This is a genomic window from Pseudoalteromonas caenipelagi (assembly GCF_013140855.1).
GTDB classification, from domain to species: Bacteria; Pseudomonadota; Gammaproteobacteria; order Enterobacterales; family Alteromonadaceae; genus Pseudoalteromonas; species Pseudoalteromonas caenipelagi.
This window is the reverse complement of the sequence record NZ_JABBPG010000003.1, coordinates 73,633-89,092: the sequence shown is the minus strand read 5'-3', so window position 1 is coordinate 89,092 and position 15,460 is coordinate 73,633. Positions and strand designations below refer to the sequence as shown.

The window sequence follows — 15,460 nt, the reverse complement described above, 5'->3', positions numbered from 1 at the left end:
GGTAAATATTGCCGATAAACGGTCAATTACGAGGATTTTATCGCCTTTGCTGCACGGCGGCTCACAGCTATTTGCTCAGGATATCCCTCAATGGATACAAAGTAGCCAAATTCATTGCTGACCAATGCCTTCATCGCACTGCGCTTCACCAATGTATTTCGATGCACTTGCAAAAAGTGCTCTGGATAAAGCTCTGATAGTTGCTTAAGACTGGTCTCTATGATGGCCTGTCCTGCTCGAAAATAGAGTTGCGTATATTTATCGTCCGCTCGTGCGACAAGTACGTCACTCACCTCAACCCAGCGAGTCTGATTGCCCAGAGTATATTGAATTTGGGGTGGAAATAAGTGGTGTAACAACCGTTGTAATTCGCTTTGCTCTACTGGTTTTACCAAGTAACCGCTGGCAAATACAGCAAAAGCATCCAATGCATATTGTGGATGCGCACTCACAAAAACAATCTTGGGTACGACAGGCAAAGAGTTAATTTTCTTTGCCAATTCTAGTCCAGTTATTCCGGGCATACTGATATCCAAAAATATCAATTGAGGCTGATGCTGCGCAATTAATGCCATCACTTCATCTGGTTTTCCCGTATCTGCAATACAGTCAAACTCTGGTAACAAGGTGAGTAACCTTTTGAGCCGGACACGGGCAAGCGGCTCATCATCAACAACCATATATCTCATGCAGCACCTCTGAGCACTAGCTTCAAGCAGGCAATAAAGCGATTATCAGTAATCTGAGTATGTAAAATTGCTTTGCCACTAAAGTGTAGCGCTAACCGAGCCCGGATATTTTCCAGTGCCAAACCATTCCCTTGCTGGTCGCATGTCTCAGAAGGTATATAGCTGTTGCTTATCTCAAGTTCAATGAGTGCGTCACTTTGCGTCAATTGGATATTTATTTGCGTCGCGCCTGAATGACCTTCAACACCGTGAACTATCGCATTTTCAAGTAAAGGTTGTATCGTTAAAACAGGCAGTTGAACATCAATAATAGCTTCTGGTATCTGCCAATTAACTTCCAAGCGCTCGGCAAATCGCCACCGTTCAAGTTCTAGATATCGCCTCGCTAACTGCAGTTCATTGGCTAATGAATTGAGCTGCTGTACATTCATTGTTGCTTTGCATAACTGAGCTAAGGTAATCACCGCTTGCTCGGCTGCATCCGCGTCTAGTTGAGTAAGCTCTGCAACAGTATTTAAGCTATTGTACAAAAAGTGCGGTCGAATTCGAGCGCTGAGCGCTTCAAGCTCCACTTTTGACAATGTCTCGACAGTTTGGAGTTTATCTAAAAAAATCGTCATGGTGTGAATAAACAATAACGACACAAATAAGCAAATTGTCATATTCTTGAATAAAAATGACCAATCAAACTGTGGCTCTTGCTCGGGGAATAAAAAAATAATAATTACGCTGAGCATACCTGTGATCACTGCAAAGATAGCAACGATTAAGATGATTTGCTGATACTGACCATATTGGCACCAGTATGTTCTGAATAAATAAAGTGTACTAAAGCCGACTGCGCTCACAATATGAATGAATAAGCTAAACATACCTAGGCGAACCCAAACATTTTCAAAGCTCATTGGCGCAAAAGCTAATACAAAGGCAAGAATTTGAGAGGTGACAAGCATAGCCAGTACACCTCTAGGCGTAATGATGGTAGGAAGCAGCTGAGATGTTAAATCACTCGACTTAAACATATTAAGCCGCCAATAGGCTTATCTAAGCTCTACAGGTACAGCGAAGACCACATTTTCTTCTTCACCTGGATTTTCAGTCACAGTTTTGCCGCCTAACTCTTTGAGTTTACTGATAACTTGTTGAACAAGAACCTCAGGTGCAGATGCTCCTGCGGTCACACCAACCGAGTTAACATCACTAAACCATTGAGCATCAACACTTTGTGCATCATCAATGAGGTAGGCCTTAGTTCCCATTTTATCTGCAAGCTCTCTCAAACGATTTGAGTTTGAGCTATTTTTTGCGCCAACAACCAATAACACATCGACCTTATCAGCCAAGTCTCGTACCGCATCTTGGCGATTTTGTGTTGCATAGCAAATATCATCTTTACGAGGACCATGAATATGCGGAAATTTAGCACGTAACGCATCAATCACATCAGCGGTATCATCAACCGATAATGTAGTTTGGCTACAGTAAAATAGGTTTTCGGCGTTCTTCACCTGTAAATTAGCAACATCTTCAGGGGTTTCAACCAGGTAGATTCCACCATTGGGATTATCGTACTGCCCCATTGTACCTTCTACTTCTGGATGACCATGGTGACCAATTAATACACACTCAGTCCCTTTGCGGCTAGCACGAGTGACTTCCATATGTACTTTAGTCACTAACGGGCATGTTGCATCAAATACTTTCAGTTCACGGCGCTTAGCCTCTTGACGTACTTGCTGAGATACACCATGAGCACTGAAAATAACAATGCTATCGTCAGGCACTTGATGCAGCTCTTCTACAAACACCGCACCGCGTTTGCGCAAACCATCTACCACATATTTGTTATGTACAACTTCATGGCGAACATAAATAGGCTTTTCAAATATATCTAAGGCTCGTTCAACAATGCTAATAGCACGGTCAACACCAGCACAAAAACCTCTTGGGTTTGCTAGCAAAATATCCATCAGTTCTTAACCTCTAGAATTTCAACTTCAAAGGTAACCGGCTGACCAGCTAAAGGGTGATTAAAGTCTACGGTCACAGAATCACCAGCTACTTCACGGATAAGCCCTGGAAGCTCTGTACCATCAGGCTGTGTAAAAGCAATAATATTGCCCACTTTAGCAGGCGCATCAGTACCAAACTTGCTGCGGTCTAAATAATAGATGTTGTCTGGATTAGGTTGACCAAACGCATCTTCAGGCTGTAAATCAAACGATTTGCTTTGGCCTGCTTTAAGCCCCAACAAGCACTTTTCAAAGTTTTCTGTCAGGCTGCCATCACCCATAAACAACTTAGCAGGTTTATTATGGACTTTGGTTGAGTCTGCGGCAGAGCCATCTTCCAATTTAATTGAAAAGTGAAACACGACTTCAGATTGTGGACCAATCACTTGCTCACTCATGCTTTTTTCTCCTGCGCTTTATCGCCCTTAAAGGCATCAAAAATTAACAAACCTGCGCCACCAACGATGGCCATATCTGCCACATTAAATGCGGGGTAATGCCAATTTTGGTAGTAGAAGTGCAAGAAATCGATGACATAACCATGGAGCAACCTATCGACCAGATTACCAAGTGCCCCTGCTAACACCATAGAGTAAGCGCTACACAACACCCAGCTACTTGCCGACAGTTTTTTTAACCAATATAGTAAAAGCGCGCTAATAGAAACTGCTATCAGACTTAAAAACCAGCGTTGCCAGCCACCAGCTTCACTTAAAAAACTAAATGCCGCACCGTAGTTATGCATGTAGGTAAAGTTAAAAAATGGCAGTATCTCAATTGACTCATAGAGCTCCATGTTTGCAACTACGACCGCTTTGGTTACGTAGTCTACTGCAAACAGCAGTAGACTCAGCCATAACCAGACTAAACCACTTTTTTGAGTTGTGTTAGTCACGTATTGCTCCTATGCGAACTGACGCTCTTCGCCTTCACCATCAACATTGCTTACACAACGTCCACACAAGTCGGCATGTTCTTCATGTTGTCCTACATCATCACAATAGTGCCAACAGCGCTCACATTTAGCCGCTTGTGTCGCTTTAATTGCAATGTATAAGCCGTCAATTTCAGTCGAAATCGCGCCTTCAGGTTTAGCATTGACAACTTCAACAACCGCTTTTGAAGTAAGCAGTACAAAACGCAGTTCATCACCGATTTTCTGTAGAGACTCGGCTAGATCACCGCCAGTATATAAAGTTACTTCAGCTTGTAGTGTTGCACCAATCAACTCTTCCTTACGTGCACTTTCAAGTACTCGGTTCACTTCATCACGAACTTCTAGTAATTTTTGCCAGTATTCGTTACTCAACGCACCTTCAGAGGCGTCTGTAAGGCCTTCATACCAAACATCAGTAAATACAAACTCACCGCGTTCACCCGGTAATACTTCCCAGATCTCTTGCGCTGTAAAGCTCATGATTGGCGCCATCCAGCGAGTCATAGCTTCAGCAATGTGGTAAAGCGCAGATTGACACGAACGACGTGCGTGGCTATCACTCTTAGCGGTATACTGACGGTCTTTAATGACATCAAGATAGAATGAGCCTAACTCGCCCGTACAGAAGTTCATTAGCTTTTGTGTTACCACTAGCATCTGATAGTTGTCATACGCATTGATAATTTCGCCCTGTAGCACAGCAGCACGAGCCACAATCCAACGATCTAGCTCAACCATATCTTCTACAGCTACTAAATCAGTCGCAGGGTTAAAACCACTTAGGTTAGCCAGTAAGTAGCGGCTGGTGTTACGAATACGACGGTAGCGGTCTGCTGCACGTTTAAAGATTTCATCTGAAACGGTCATCTCCGCAGTGTAATCTGTAGAAGCTACCCATAAACGTAAGATGTCAGCACCGAGCTTGTTCATCACGTTTTGCGGTGAGATCACGTTACCTAAAGACTTTGACATCTTGCGGCCGTTTTCATCTACAGTAAAACCATGAGTTAACACTTGGCGATAAGGTGCATGGCCATTAATTGCCACAGATGTCATCATTGAAGACATAAACCAACCACGGTGTTGATCAGAGCCTTCAAGGTATAGGTCTGCAGGACCTGTTAACTCTTCGCGAGCATCAACCACGCAAGCGTGTGTTACACCAGAGTCAAACCACACATCGAGCGTGTCGAGTACTTTTACAAATTGCTCGGCATCGTCACCAAGTAACGTTGCTGGCTCCAAGTCATACCATGCTTGAATACCTTTTTCTTCAACAAGCTTTGCTACTTGCTCAATCAGCGCTTTGGTATTTGGATGAAGCGCGCCAGTGTCTTTATCTACAAATAGCGCAATCGGCACCCCCCATGTACGTTGACGAGAGATACACCAATCTGGACGGCCTTCAACCATATTAGCTATACGGTTTTCGCCCCACTCAGGGATCCACTGTGTTTTGCCAATTTCAGCTAATGAGTCTTTACGTAGGTTAGCTTGATCCATGCTAACAAACCACTGTGGTGTTGCACGGAAGATAATTGGCGTTTTGTGACGCCAACAATGCGGGTAGCTGTGCTGCAGCGCATGATGGTGCATCAGCACACCTTTCTCTGCTAGTAACTCAACTATGCTCGCATTCGCTTTAAATACATGTTGGCCTGCAAAAATAGGGGTATCAGGTAAAAATACACCATTTGCACCTACTGGATTAGCTACTTCCAGGCCATATGCAAGACCTGCAGAGAAATCTTCAGGACCGTGGCCTGGCGCAGTATGCACAATACCAGTACCAGAGTCAGTAGTTACGTGGTCGCCCAAAATAACAGGAACATCCATTTCTAAGAACGGGTGTGCCACTCGTAAGTTTTCAAGCGCTTCACCTTTCACATACCCAAGAACATGGAAGTGGTTAAAACCAAAGCGGTCCATAGCATCTTTAACAAGCTCAGAACCTAGGATAATACGTTGTTCTTTGCCTTCGTCTTCTACTTGTACAAGTGCATATTCCAAACGTGCGTGTACTGCAACAGCGCGGTTTGCAGGTAATGTCCAAGGCGTTGTTGTCCAAATAACCGTACTTACTAACCCTTTACCTTCATGACCTGACGCCAAATCAAAAGCTTTCACTACTGCTTCTTGGTCAACAAAGTCAAAGCGCACATCAATTGCAGGAGATTGTTTATCCTGATACTCAACTTCCGCCTCAGCAAGTGCAGAACCACAATCTGTACACCAATGCACAGGCTTAGCACCTTTGTGAAGGTGGCCATTTTCGATAATACGCCCCAGCACTCGGATTGCATTTGCTTCAAAATCAAAGTTCATGGTCAAGTATGGCTTATCCCAATCACCCAATACACCTAAGCGTTTGAAGTCTGTTTTTTGACCTTCTACTTGCTTTGCAGCATAAGCACGGCATTTTTCACGAAACTCAGCAGCAGATACTTTGTGTCCAGGTTTTCCTACTTTTTTCTCAACTTGCAGTTCAATAGGCAAACCATGGCAATCCCACCCTGGCACATAAGGCGCATCAAAGTCAGACAAGGTTTTAGACTTAATAATAATATCTTTTAGGATCTTGTTTACAGAGTGACCAAGGTGAATATCACCGTTCGCGTATGGAGGACCATCGTGCAAAATAAATGGCTTCTTACCCTTTTTCGCGTCACGAATTCGACCGTATAAATCTTTTTCATACCAAGCATTAAGCATTTTTGGTTCGCGTTGCGCCAAGTTTCCGCGCATTGGAAACTCAGTTTCCGGTAGATTTAAAGTATGTTTGTAGTCGCTCATTTATCCTAGTTTCCGTATCGGCTACTTAAAATTAAAACATTGTTTTGCAGCAGCAACATCTTGAGCGATTTGCGCTGTAAGTTGTTCCAATGTATCGAATTTTTGCTCGTCGCGAAGCTTCTTTATCAGCTCCACTTGCATAAAATGTCCATAGACATCTTGGTTAAAATTAAATAAATGTACTTCAAGCAAAGCTTTTGTACCATTTAGCGTAGGTTTATTTCCTACGTTAGCAACACCTTGGTATTGATTATCGTCAAGCGTCACTGTTACAGCAAATACCCCTTTTACGGGATTCACCTGGCGTTTTAGCGCGATATTAGCGGTGCGAAAACCGAGTTCTCGCCCCTTTTTCCAACCATGAATTACACGGCCAGAAATAGCATAAGTATGGCCTAGCATTTCGTGTGCTTTGTCAAGCTCACCTTGTGCTAGTGCTTGTCTTATGAGCGTGCTGCTCACTCGATGATCATCTCGACGAAAGCTTGCTGTACTTTTTACGTGCATATTGTGAACATCGCCAACACGCTTGAGCATGTTAAAATCACCCTGACGGCCTTTACCAAAACGAAAGTCATCACCAACCGTTAGCGCTTTTACACCTAATTTATCTATAAGCACGTGTTTAATGAAAGTCTCAGCATCTTGGCCTGCAAATTTAGCATTAAAACTCACACAGATTACACGTTCAATGCCCAACTTAGACAGCAAAGCCAACTTATCTCTTAAGCGAGTTAACCTAGCTGGCGCATTAGCCTTAGCGAAAAACTCTTGCGGCTGTGGCTCAAAAAGCATAACCGTACTAGGCAAGCCATACTGTTGCGCATCTTGCTTGAGCCCTTTTAGAACTTCAACATGGCCAAGGTGCACACCGTCAAAGTTACCAATAGTCAACACGCAACCAAAATGATGCGCTCGAATATTGTGAATACCTCTGATCAGCTGCATAGTATCAATGCCTTATTTCCGCAATGGTTGAAAGTGAGCGATTATACCCAAGTTCCCCAAAAATGCGAACATCAGATATGCTACTGCCTTAGCTCCTTGATAGTCGACAGTCTTACACCAAGCGCAAACATAACACTAAAGTACACTGCCATCGCTTGCACGAGTAAGCCACTGAGTAAGATAATTTGCTCAACTAAAGGCCAAGTCTGCCAGCTGTATAAAGATATTACGTAGTAAACACTTACAGACATAATTAATGCTGCCAAAATACTCTTGCCAGCAAACATCAAAGTGAAGCTAGAAATGCGATACACACTTTCTTTGTTTAGCTGTCGATACAACAAATAGGCGTTACATGAGGCTGATAATGAAGTTGCTAAAGCAAGTCCGATGTAACCTATAAATGGTGCCAAAGCAATATTAAACACCATATTGAGTACCATGGTCATTATGCCAATACGCACCGGTGTTTTGGTATCTTGGCGCGCGTAAAACCCTGGCGCCAACACTTTAATCAGCATAAAGCTAACCAAGCCAACACTATAAGCCGCAACGCCATAACTCACCGCTTGGGCATGATTCACTTGCGAGTCAGAGAAAGCGCCGTGATCAAACAATACCGAAATAATTAACGGACTGATAGCGATAAGCCCCATCATCGCTGGAAAGCCTAAAAACAGGACAAACCGCACCCCCCAATCCAGCGTGTTCTGAAAGTCTTCAAGCTTATCGCCTGAATGTAATTTAGAAAGTGCTGGTAAAATAACAGTCGCAATCCCTATGCCGAATAAGCCCAGTGGAAATTCAATTAATCGGTCCGAGTAATAGAGCCAAGAAATTGAGCCCGTCACCAATAAAGAGGCGATAACTGTATCTAGCAACAGATTGATTTGGCTTACTGAAACGCCAAACATAGCGGGTAGCATAAGCTTACGAACTTTAGTCACCTGCGGAGATCGCCATGCAAATTGCGGTCTTCTAAGCATTTTTAAGCGATACAAAAATGGGAGTTGAAAAGCGAGTTGTACAATACCCCCAACAAAAACCCCCACAGCTAAAGCATAAGCACTGACAGAAAATGAATCGTGCAATAAAATTGCACAGCTAATTATTGATACGTTCAAAAGAACCGGTGTAAAGGCTGCAACTGCAAAACGATTGTACACGTTCAATACAGCACCACTTAATGCAACTAGACTTACAAAGAACAAATAAGGGAATGTAAGCTTGAGCAAGCCACTGGCCAAGACAAATTTTTCTGCGTCTTCACCACCTTGCCACCAATCAATAAACCACCCCGTCCCAAACAACGCTGCGATAATAGGAGAGCCAACAACGCCTACAAATGTGACTAACAACAAAATCGTCCCTAGAGTACCTGCTGCCTGCGCCACAAAAACTCTGACGTCATCATCGCCATGCTTTTCTTTAATTTCAGATAGAACAGGCACAAAGGCTTGCGCAAACGCTCCTTCGGCAAACAAACGACGCAAAAAATTAGGAATGCGATTGGCAAATAAAAATACATCGGCAGCAAGCCCAGCACCCAGTAAATTTGCTACAACAGCATCACGCACCAAGCCCATGACTCGTGAAATCATCGTCATCGCACTGACAATCATACCCGATTTAAATAACCCTTTGGCCACCCTCTTCCCCTACACAGCAAAAACATCGTGAAAAACGTGCCAATTATGCCACAAGATTGTACCGCAATAACCACTCAATTGAGCTCAAACTGTGCACAAAATAAAATTTCTTGCCCTAACACTATGTGAACGTTGCAAGGTTTGTTACAATACGCGCCATTAATCGCAACAGCCGAGGAATTTCTTTGGCATTGATGTGATTCTAATGCCTGAGATTACTGGATTGAAGCAAGCGATTTGCTGTTGTTTTAGTGTGAACAGGCCACCGATGATAAAGAAACAAAGGCCGCAGTTGTCAAATTGTATTGACTTTTGCGATTAAAACGGGCATATTCCTCGGCCTTTAAATTAAGCTTATTTTAAGATTGTTAGGAGCAAACCTTGGCTAACATCAAGTCTGCAAAAAAACGCGCTATTACTAGCGAAAAACGCCGCCAGCACAACGCAAGCCGTCGTTCAATGATGCGTACTTACTTCAAAAAAGTAATCGCTGCAATTGAAGCTGGTGACAAAGAAGCTGCAACTCAAGCATTTGCTGTTGCAACACCAATTTTAGACCGTTACGCAACTAAAGGTCTTATCCACAAAAACAAAGCTGCTCGTCATAAGAGCCGTTTAGCTGCTAAAATCAAAGCGCTATAATTTGTTTTTGATTGAAAAAACCGACGAAAGTCGGTTTTTTTATGTCTGAATATTGAAAGTGACTTAACTTATTTCTAGCTCTGGATAAAACTTTTTCAACATAGCTGCAATTTTCTTCGGTGAAAATGGCTTTACAACAAACCCCTTCGCTCCAAGTTCAATCGCATCTTTAACATTTTCAACCGTTGAATGAGCTGAAACCATAACGACATTCAGATCCGGGTTTATTTCATTTAATTGAGAGATTATCTCTTTACCATCCCCATCTGGTAACTCAATGTCTAAAAACACAATATCAAAATGCTGCTCTTCGCATGCACTGATACACTGACGAACCGTTGATGCTTCCTTCACACGTTCAATACCTAGGTGCATTAAGGTTTGGTGTAAAAAACTACGTACCGTACCGACATCATCGACGATTAGTATTGAGATTTGTTGATCCATAATCCTTTCCCATAGGCTGCGACATAAAAATACGCTATTATTTAGATGATAGAACTATTATAGAGTGCTGCAACTAAAAGGCTACATCTAAGCATGTCAAACAATTTAAATAAACAAAAAAAGCATAAGAAACAAGCATTACTTGGTCAGGTTCAGGGAAAGCACAAAGCTCGGATAAAAAGAACGCCCCATCAAGGTAACTTAACGATTGAAAAGTCCGCCCCTCAAAACGCCGAGGTATTAAATCAATCATCTAGCGAAAACAAGCCAATTGGCAAATGGGTAGCATTGGGTGTACTGGCATTGATCGCATTTATTTTTCCTAAACCAAAGTTAATCACCTATGAGAAACTTGGTTTAGTCTCGCAAAGTGTTTATTGGGATGGCTTGCCAGGTATAGACCCAATTTTATTTGATTCAAACTTGCACCCTCGGCCCGCTTTAGACCGTAATACCTTGTATTTATGTGCTGATCAGAAAAATCCGAATACCTGTCAAAAATATCAAATACTCGAACAAGCAGGCTTTATTTCTGCACTAAAAAAGCTTGCTTTGGATTAAAAAAACTAATCTGAAAAATATAAAAATACTCGCTTGAAGCATGGTTAAATGATCACCATAATGGCGCTCCTTTAATCAACAATGGAAGACCAAACAGACCATGCTCAACGAGTTCAACTGGCTCATCAATATTGTATTGCTTACTCTAGGCTTAGGTGCCTTTTTTATTAACCAAATTACGCTTTTACGTGCAGCTGCAATTGCCGCATGTGGCTTGCTGTTTCTATCGTTCAGTTTGGATCTAGTCAATACGAGTGTGGTATCTAACCTCAGCCTTATTCTAATTAATACGTTTTATTTGTTTAAGGTGTATACGTTTGGACAAATCGAACTGAGTTAGTAGTCATCCTTGTTCGACTAAGCTAGAATCTCAGCCATACTCTCAGTTGTATTTTTCAGGTGTAGTATGGCTATGACAGATGAAGAATTATTCTTAGCATCAATGGGGGATGTCACCCCATTGGCAAAAACCAATCAAATTGAACTTGCGCAAATCAAGCGCTCTCCTACCATAGCTCAGTTAGAAAAACGTCGTGCTGCACAGCAGGAAATCGATTTTGATGCCAATTTTTTATCTACCGAATATGTCGATTTAGTTGACCCGCACGATCTATTGGCATACAAGAAGTCCGGTGTTCAGGAAGGTGTGTATAAAAACCTGCGTTTAGGTAAATATCAAATCGACGCCACACTGGACTTACATGGTAAGACATTCCATCAAGCTCGCAGTGCGCTATTTGAATTTGTTTTAGATTGCCAGCAACGCAACATTAGAGTGCTATTGGTTAGGCACGGCATTGGACTGAAAAGTAAGCCTTTTCCCGCCATTTTAAAAAGCTATATCAATAAATGGCTACAAGAAATGCCGCAAGTCCTAGCTTTTCATAGCGCACTAAACTGCCACGGCGGAAGTGCCGCAACCTATGTGCTACTTAAAAAGAGTGATGAGAAAAAGTTAGAGAATAGAGAGCTTCACGCTAAACGTTAACACTTATATTTGTTATGGGCTCTTGTAACTCACTTGCTTGAGCCTTTGTAAACCAAGCTGAAACTCCCAATAAAATGACCGAAAAAAGGACAATTGAAAACTTCACACCGCTTTGTTTACCTTTCATTTTATAGCCTCATGTTTTTATTATTTTTTAATAATCTACTGAATATCCCACGAACAAACAAGATGTTTTTATATACAGCAAAATGAATGAAAAGTGAACTTTTTGTGACTTGATAGGTACAAAGTTAACTTAAAATACGCAATTATAAATCTATCGCTACTTTGATATACGAACGCAGGCCCATCAAGTCAAAGATGAGGATATTTAATACCCTTTACTTCTATCAACGGTATTTGCCAAAACCTCACTATTCAATAAAGATAAATAATTTTCTGCAATTTGCTCACTAGCTGTTGTAATAGATGTCAGTGCCGCGCAGTGTGGTGTGATAGTAATACTAGGATGCAACCAAAAAGGGTGCTCACTATCTAGAGGCTCTTGGGCAAATACATCTAAACTTGCAGCAGCCAACTCATTGTTATCCAGCGCCCATATTAGATCTTCTTCTACAAGATGCCGACCTCTGGCAACATTGATCAAAACACAGTGGTTTGGTAATAATGAGAAAATGCTTTTATTTAATATGCCTCTTGTATGTGCTGTTAACGGCAACAAACATACGAGATAATCCAAGTTGGCTAAAAACAGATTTAACTTCGCTTGCCCAGCGTATGTATTGACATGATCAATACATTTTTCTGATGCTGACCAGCCGCTCACTGTAAAGCCATTATCAATTAATTTACGTGCAACTGCCTGGCCAAGCTCACCTAGCCCCATAATACCGACATGATTACCCTGATGTGCTCGCTTTGGTTTCCATACACCTTGTTGTTGTTGCACGAAGTACTGCTTTAATCGTAACTTATGAGCTAAGACATGAGTCAGCACATACTGAGCCATATCCTTAGTTAACTGTACATCCACAATACGCGTCACAGTAACATGCTCGGGCAACAAATGCATTGCAATACCATCCACGCCCGCGCCATAAGATTGCACAACCTTTAAATTGGGTAGCTGAGTCCACAGTTCATCAGGCGCATTCCAAGCAAGTACAAACTCGACTTGTGCCAAGTCGGGGCAATGAGGCCACTCAAAAATATCTACCTCAGGTAGCTGTGCGCTTAATTCATTTAGCAGTTTTGTGTTGTCTCTTTGGGTTATGCAAACAAGCAATGACATCTGTTTATCCATTTCATAATAATTACACCCAATGCTAACTAAATCACAACTAAAAACCCAGATCAGAAAAATCGACATGCAACATTTCAATGTCATACAAATGACAGAATTTTGCAACATGGGTGTCACTAGAAATTTTTAATCTAATGTTAATGATATCCAATAGGACAGTTTTATGATCAGTGTCGATAAAGTGATCGAAGCTAACTTGCCACAGTTAGAACACTCCCCAAAAGTAAAAGGACTAGTTAAAAAAGGACTTGGCTACCTGTTACATGAGCAAGAATTTGTTGCATTTGCTGACACTTACCCACATCTACAAGGCATTGAGTTTGTTGAGCAGGTTTTGGATGAACTAGATTTTGACGCGCGCTACAAACCAAAACAGATTGAACATATCCCCAGTGAAGGAAGCGTTGTAATCGTTGCAAACCACCCAATTGGTTCATTAGATGCGCTCGCCTTAATTCGTGTTATTGCCAAGGTCCGTCCCGATCTGAAGGTGGTCGCAAACCGCATGTTGATGTCGCTTACCCCCATGCACTCATTATTATTACCCGTCGATAACTTATCAGGTACAAGTCGTAAGCAAGAATTAGCAAACATCCAAGCACACCTGAAAAGTGAAGGAGTACTTTTAATATTCCCAGCTGGCGAAGTTTCACGCCTTGGCCCTACCGGTATAAAAGACTGTAAATGGAATTCAGGTTTTCTGCGCATGGCTAAAAAGGCCAACTGCCCAATTTTGCCTATCTATATTAAGGCAAAAAACAGTCCGCTTTTTTATGGTACTTCTATGATTTATAAACCGCTTGCGAGTTTATTATTGGTCAAAGAAATGTTTAAGCAGCGCCAGAAGTCTCTAGAGTTCGAGATTGGAGCTTGTATTCCTCCCGAGTCATATATCATCGAAAACTTAAAAGATAAAGAAGTTGTCGGTTTGATACGAAAGCAGCTTTATCGACTCAATAGCAAAAAAACACTCCCTCTTAAAACCCAAACACCAATAGCAGTTCCTGAGTGTAAAAAAGAGCTTAAAAAGGCACTCGAAGAATGTGAACTACTAGGGCAAACACAAGATGGAATGCAGATATACCTATATCACTATCAAGGTAGTTCAGTTATTTTCAGAGAGCTTGGCCGCCTACGGGAAATTGCATTTCGTGCTGTTGGAGAAGGCAGTGGCAAACGTCGAGATATTGACAAATACGACATGCATTATCATCACTTGGTACTTTGGGATCCAAGCCAACTGGAACTTGTTGGTGCTTATCGTATGGCCAGCGCAAAGAAAGTCATCGAAGAGTATGGTCAACAAGGCTTGTACACCGATAGTTTATTTGATTATAGCGATAAAATGACACCTTACTTTGAACATGGCTTGGAGTTGGGCAGAAGCTTTGTGCAACCAAAGTATTGGGGAAGGAAAAGCTTAGATTACCTTTGGTATGGCATTGGCGCCTTTGTAAAACGCTATCCAGAGCATAGGTATTTATTTGGCGCGGTCAGTTTATCCAACAGTTTACCTGACGAAGCGAAGGCGATGTTGGTTTATCACTATCAACACTACTTTTCGCGTTTACCAGATCACGCTCAGCCTAAAAATGAGTATAAACTTACCAGCCAACAAGTTGAGCAATATCAAAACCTTTTCCATGGTAATGATATCAAAGAAGACTTCGCAGAGCTGAAACATGTGCTAGCAAATTTAGGTGCTCAGGTACCCACACTCTTTAAGCAATACACCGAAGTCTGTGACGATGACGGTGCTAACTTCCTTTGTTTCAGTATTGATCCCGATTTTAATAATTGTATTGATGGCTTGGTGCTTTGTGATTTAACAAAAATAAAACCGCAAAAAGCAAAACGCTACTTAGGCTAGAGCCATAGTGTGATGTGTGTAGGAATAGCACATCACACATTACCCTACCGTCCAATTCATAGTAAGCTTTGGCTACGCTTTCTAATTGTTAATAAGCTTTTATGGTCAAAACACTTTTACAAATTGTCATCACCGTTACTGTGTTCTTGTTATTTAACGCTTATCAGCAAAGATACATGCTACCGACAAGTGAACATCAACCGGCCCCCTATTTTTCTCTGCCACAGCTGAACTCAGCAGAACGTGTTAGCTTAACTACATTCAGGGGGCAAAAAGTCGTGGTATACTTTTTTGCACCCTGGTGCACCATTTGCCGCTACAGCATGCCAAATCTAAACAAACTCTATGAGCAAGAGCAAATGAATGCAGTAGCCATAGCACTGGATTTTGAGAACAAAGCACAGATCAGTGCGTTTGTTGCCGACCTAAAGCTATCGTTACCTATCTTGCTTGGCAACGAAAATATTGCAGCAAACTATAGAGTCAGCGCTTACCCAAGCTACTATGTTATTGACGAGAGTGGAAACATAATCCAGCGAGACATGGGTTACTCAACAGAACTCGGTTTACGTTTGAGAATGTAAGCAGATGTAAGACTTAGTAAACATTTAATTACCCAAATCTAAAACAATTCAACACATAAGCAAAGTACACTTCTTG

The 15,460-nt window shown here is 41.9% G+C and carries 16 protein-coding genes; 6 read left to right on the top strand and 10 right to left on the bottom strand.

The window, feature by feature from the left end:
- Positions 1–26: 26 nt before the first annotated feature.
- From HG263_RS08760 to murJ, 8 genes are all read right to left on the bottom strand, one after another.
- On the bottom strand, positions 27–689 hold the full coding sequence (locus HG263_RS08760) for a LytR/AlgR family response regulator transcription factor (protein ID WP_171625718.1): 663 nt from the start codon (positions 687–689) through the stop codon (positions 27–29).
- Positions 686–1,711, bottom strand: a complete 1,026-nt coding sequence (locus HG263_RS08755) for a sensor histidine kinase (RefSeq protein WP_171625717.1) — start codon at positions 1,709–1,711, stop codon at positions 686–688. Before HG263_RS08755 ends, HG263_RS08760 begins: the two co-directional genes overlap by 4 nt.
- A gap of 18 nt (positions 1,712–1,729) precedes the next feature.
- A complete protein-coding gene (ispH, locus tag HG263_RS08750) occupies positions 1,730–2,659 on the bottom strand; it encodes a 4-hydroxy-3-methylbut-2-enyl diphosphate reductase (RefSeq protein ID WP_171625716.1) in 930 nt (309 codons plus the stop codon).
- Entirely contained in the window at positions 2,659–3,099 is a 441-nt protein-coding gene (fkpB, locus tag HG263_RS08745) for an FKBP-type peptidyl-prolyl cis-trans isomerase (protein WP_171625715.1), read from the bottom strand. The genes ispH and fkpB overlap by 1 nt, the downstream gene beginning before the upstream one ends.
- On the bottom strand, positions 3,096–3,596 hold the full coding sequence (gene lspA, locus HG263_RS08740) for a signal peptidase II (RefSeq protein WP_171625714.1): 501 nt from the start codon (positions 3,594–3,596) through the stop codon (positions 3,096–3,098). The genes fkpB and lspA overlap by 4 nt, the downstream gene beginning before the upstream one ends.
- Before the next feature lie 9 nt (positions 3,597–3,605).
- The gene (gene ileS / locus HG263_RS08735) at positions 3,606–6,431 is read right to left on the bottom strand and encodes an isoleucine--tRNA ligase (RefSeq protein WP_171625713.1); all 2,826 of its coding nucleotides are present in this window, start codon (positions 6,429–6,431) and stop codon (positions 3,606–3,608) included.
- 21 nt (positions 6,432–6,452) lie between these two features.
- The gene (ribF, locus tag HG263_RS08730) at positions 6,453–7,379 is read right to left on the bottom strand and encodes a bifunctional riboflavin kinase/FAD synthetase (protein WP_171625712.1); all 927 of its coding nucleotides are present in this window, start codon (positions 7,377–7,379) and stop codon (positions 6,453–6,455) included.
- Between the two features lie 80 nt (positions 7,380–7,459).
- Complete coding sequence (murJ, locus tag HG263_RS08725; protein ID WP_343043971.1) at positions 7,460–9,028, bottom strand: murein biosynthesis integral membrane protein MurJ; 1,569 nt, start codon at positions 9,026–9,028, stop codon at positions 7,460–7,462.
- Positions 9,029–9,409: 381 nt separating this feature from the next.
- Between murJ and rpsT the strand changes: the two genes are divergently transcribed.
- The gene (gene rpsT, locus HG263_RS08720; RefSeq protein ID WP_152085335.1) at positions 9,410–9,670 is read left to right on the top strand and encodes a 30S ribosomal protein S20; all 261 of its coding nucleotides are present in this window, start codon (positions 9,410–9,412) and stop codon (positions 9,668–9,670) included.
- A 63-nt stretch (positions 9,671–9,733) separates the two neighbouring features.
- Here rpsT and HG263_RS08715 read toward each other — a convergent pair whose 3' ends face one another.
- Positions 9,734–10,117: a response regulator gene (locus HG263_RS08715; protein ID WP_171625711.1), complete on the bottom strand. Its 384-nt coding sequence runs from the start codon at positions 10,115–10,117 to the stop codon at positions 9,734–9,736.
- Positions 10,118–10,210: 93 nt separating this feature from the next.
- Between HG263_RS08715 and HG263_RS08710 the strand changes: the two genes are divergently transcribed.
- The 3 genes from HG263_RS08710 (at position 10,211) to smrA (ending at position 11,666) form a co-directional block, all read left to right on the top strand.
- Positions 10,211–10,678: a hypothetical protein gene (locus tag HG263_RS08710; protein ID WP_171625710.1), complete on the top strand. Its 468-nt coding sequence runs from the start codon at positions 10,211–10,213 to the stop codon at positions 10,676–10,678.
- Between the two features lie 100 nt (positions 10,679–10,778).
- The gene (locus tag HG263_RS22350) at positions 10,779–11,018 is read left to right on the top strand and encodes a hypothetical protein (RefSeq protein WP_246239927.1); all 240 of its coding nucleotides are present in this window, start codon (positions 10,779–10,781) and stop codon (positions 11,016–11,018) included.
- Between the two features lie 66 nt (positions 11,019–11,084).
- Positions 11,085–11,666, top strand: a complete 582-nt coding sequence (gene smrA, locus HG263_RS08705) for a DNA endonuclease SmrA (RefSeq protein WP_171625709.1) — start codon at positions 11,085–11,087, stop codon at positions 11,664–11,666.
- 331 nt (positions 11,667–11,997) lie between these two features.
- Here the strand turns inward: smrA and HG263_RS08700 are convergent, their stop codons facing one another.
- Positions 11,998–12,918, bottom strand: a complete 921-nt coding sequence (locus tag HG263_RS08700) for a 2-hydroxyacid dehydrogenase (RefSeq protein ID WP_171625708.1) — start codon at positions 12,916–12,918, stop codon at positions 11,998–12,000.
- A 175-nt stretch (positions 12,919–13,093) separates the two neighbouring features.
- Between HG263_RS08700 and olsF the strand changes: the two genes are divergently transcribed.
- Both olsF and HG263_RS08690 read left to right on the top strand, forming a co-directional pair.
- Complete coding sequence (olsF, locus tag HG263_RS08695) at positions 13,094–14,800, top strand: bifunctional ornithine lipid synthase OlsF (protein WP_171625707.1); 1,707 nt, start codon at positions 13,094–13,096, stop codon at positions 14,798–14,800.
- 101 nt (positions 14,801–14,901) lie between these two features.
- Positions 14,902–15,384 (top strand): TlpA family protein disulfide reductase, encoded by a 483-nt coding sequence (locus tag HG263_RS08690; RefSeq protein ID WP_171625706.1) that lies wholly within the window; start codon positions 14,902–14,904, stop codon positions 15,382–15,384.
- The last annotated feature ends 76 nt before the right edge of the window (positions 15,385–15,460 follow it).

What these genes read in the sequence shown, in the direction of transcription:
- HG263_RS08760 (WP_171625718.1), bottom strand. Translation starts at nt 689, where the DNA reads ATGAGATATATGGTTGTTGATGATGAGCCGCTTGCCCGTGTCCGGCTC.
- HG263_RS08755 (WP_171625717.1), bottom strand. Translation starts at nt 1,711, where the DNA reads ATGTTTAAGTCGAGTGATTTAACATCTCAGCTGCTTCCTACCATCATT.
- ispH (WP_171625716.1), bottom strand. Translation starts at nt 2,659, where the DNA reads ATGGATATTTTGCTAGCAAACCCAAGAGGTTTTTGTGCTGGTGTTGAC.
- fkpB (WP_171625715.1), bottom strand. Translation starts at nt 3,099, where the DNA reads ATGAGTGAGCAAGTGATTGGTCCACAATCTGAAGTCGTGTTTCACTTT.
- ileS (WP_171625713.1), bottom strand. Translation starts at nt 6,431, where the DNA reads ATGAGCGACTACAAACATACTTTAAATCTACCGGAAACTGAGTTTCCA.
- ribF (WP_171625712.1), bottom strand. Translation starts at nt 7,379, where the DNA reads ATGCAGCTGATCAGAGGTATTCACAATATTCGAGCGCATCATTTTGGT.
- HG263_RS08715 (WP_171625711.1), bottom strand. Translation starts at nt 10,117, where the DNA reads ATGGATCAACAAATCTCAATACTAATCGTCGATGATGTCGGTACGGTA.
- HG263_RS08710 (WP_171625710.1), top strand. Translation starts at nt 10,211, where the DNA reads ATGTCAAACAATTTAAATAAACAAAAAAAGCATAAGAAACAAGCATTA.
- HG263_RS22350 (WP_246239927.1), top strand. Translation starts at nt 10,779, where the DNA reads ATGCTCAACGAGTTCAACTGGCTCATCAATATTGTATTGCTTACTCTA.
- smrA (WP_171625709.1), top strand. Translation starts at nt 11,085, where the DNA reads ATGGCTATGACAGATGAAGAATTATTCTTAGCATCAATGGGGGATGTC.
- HG263_RS08700 (WP_171625708.1), bottom strand. Translation starts at nt 12,918, where the DNA reads ATGTCATTGCTTGTTTGCATAACCCAAAGAGACAACACAAAACTGCTA.
- olsF (WP_171625707.1), top strand. Translation starts at nt 13,094, where the DNA reads ATGATCAGTGTCGATAAAGTGATCGAAGCTAACTTGCCACAGTTAGAA.
- HG263_RS08690 (WP_171625706.1), top strand. Translation starts at nt 14,902, where the DNA reads ATGGTCAAAACACTTTTACAAATTGTCATCACCGTTACTGTGTTCTTG.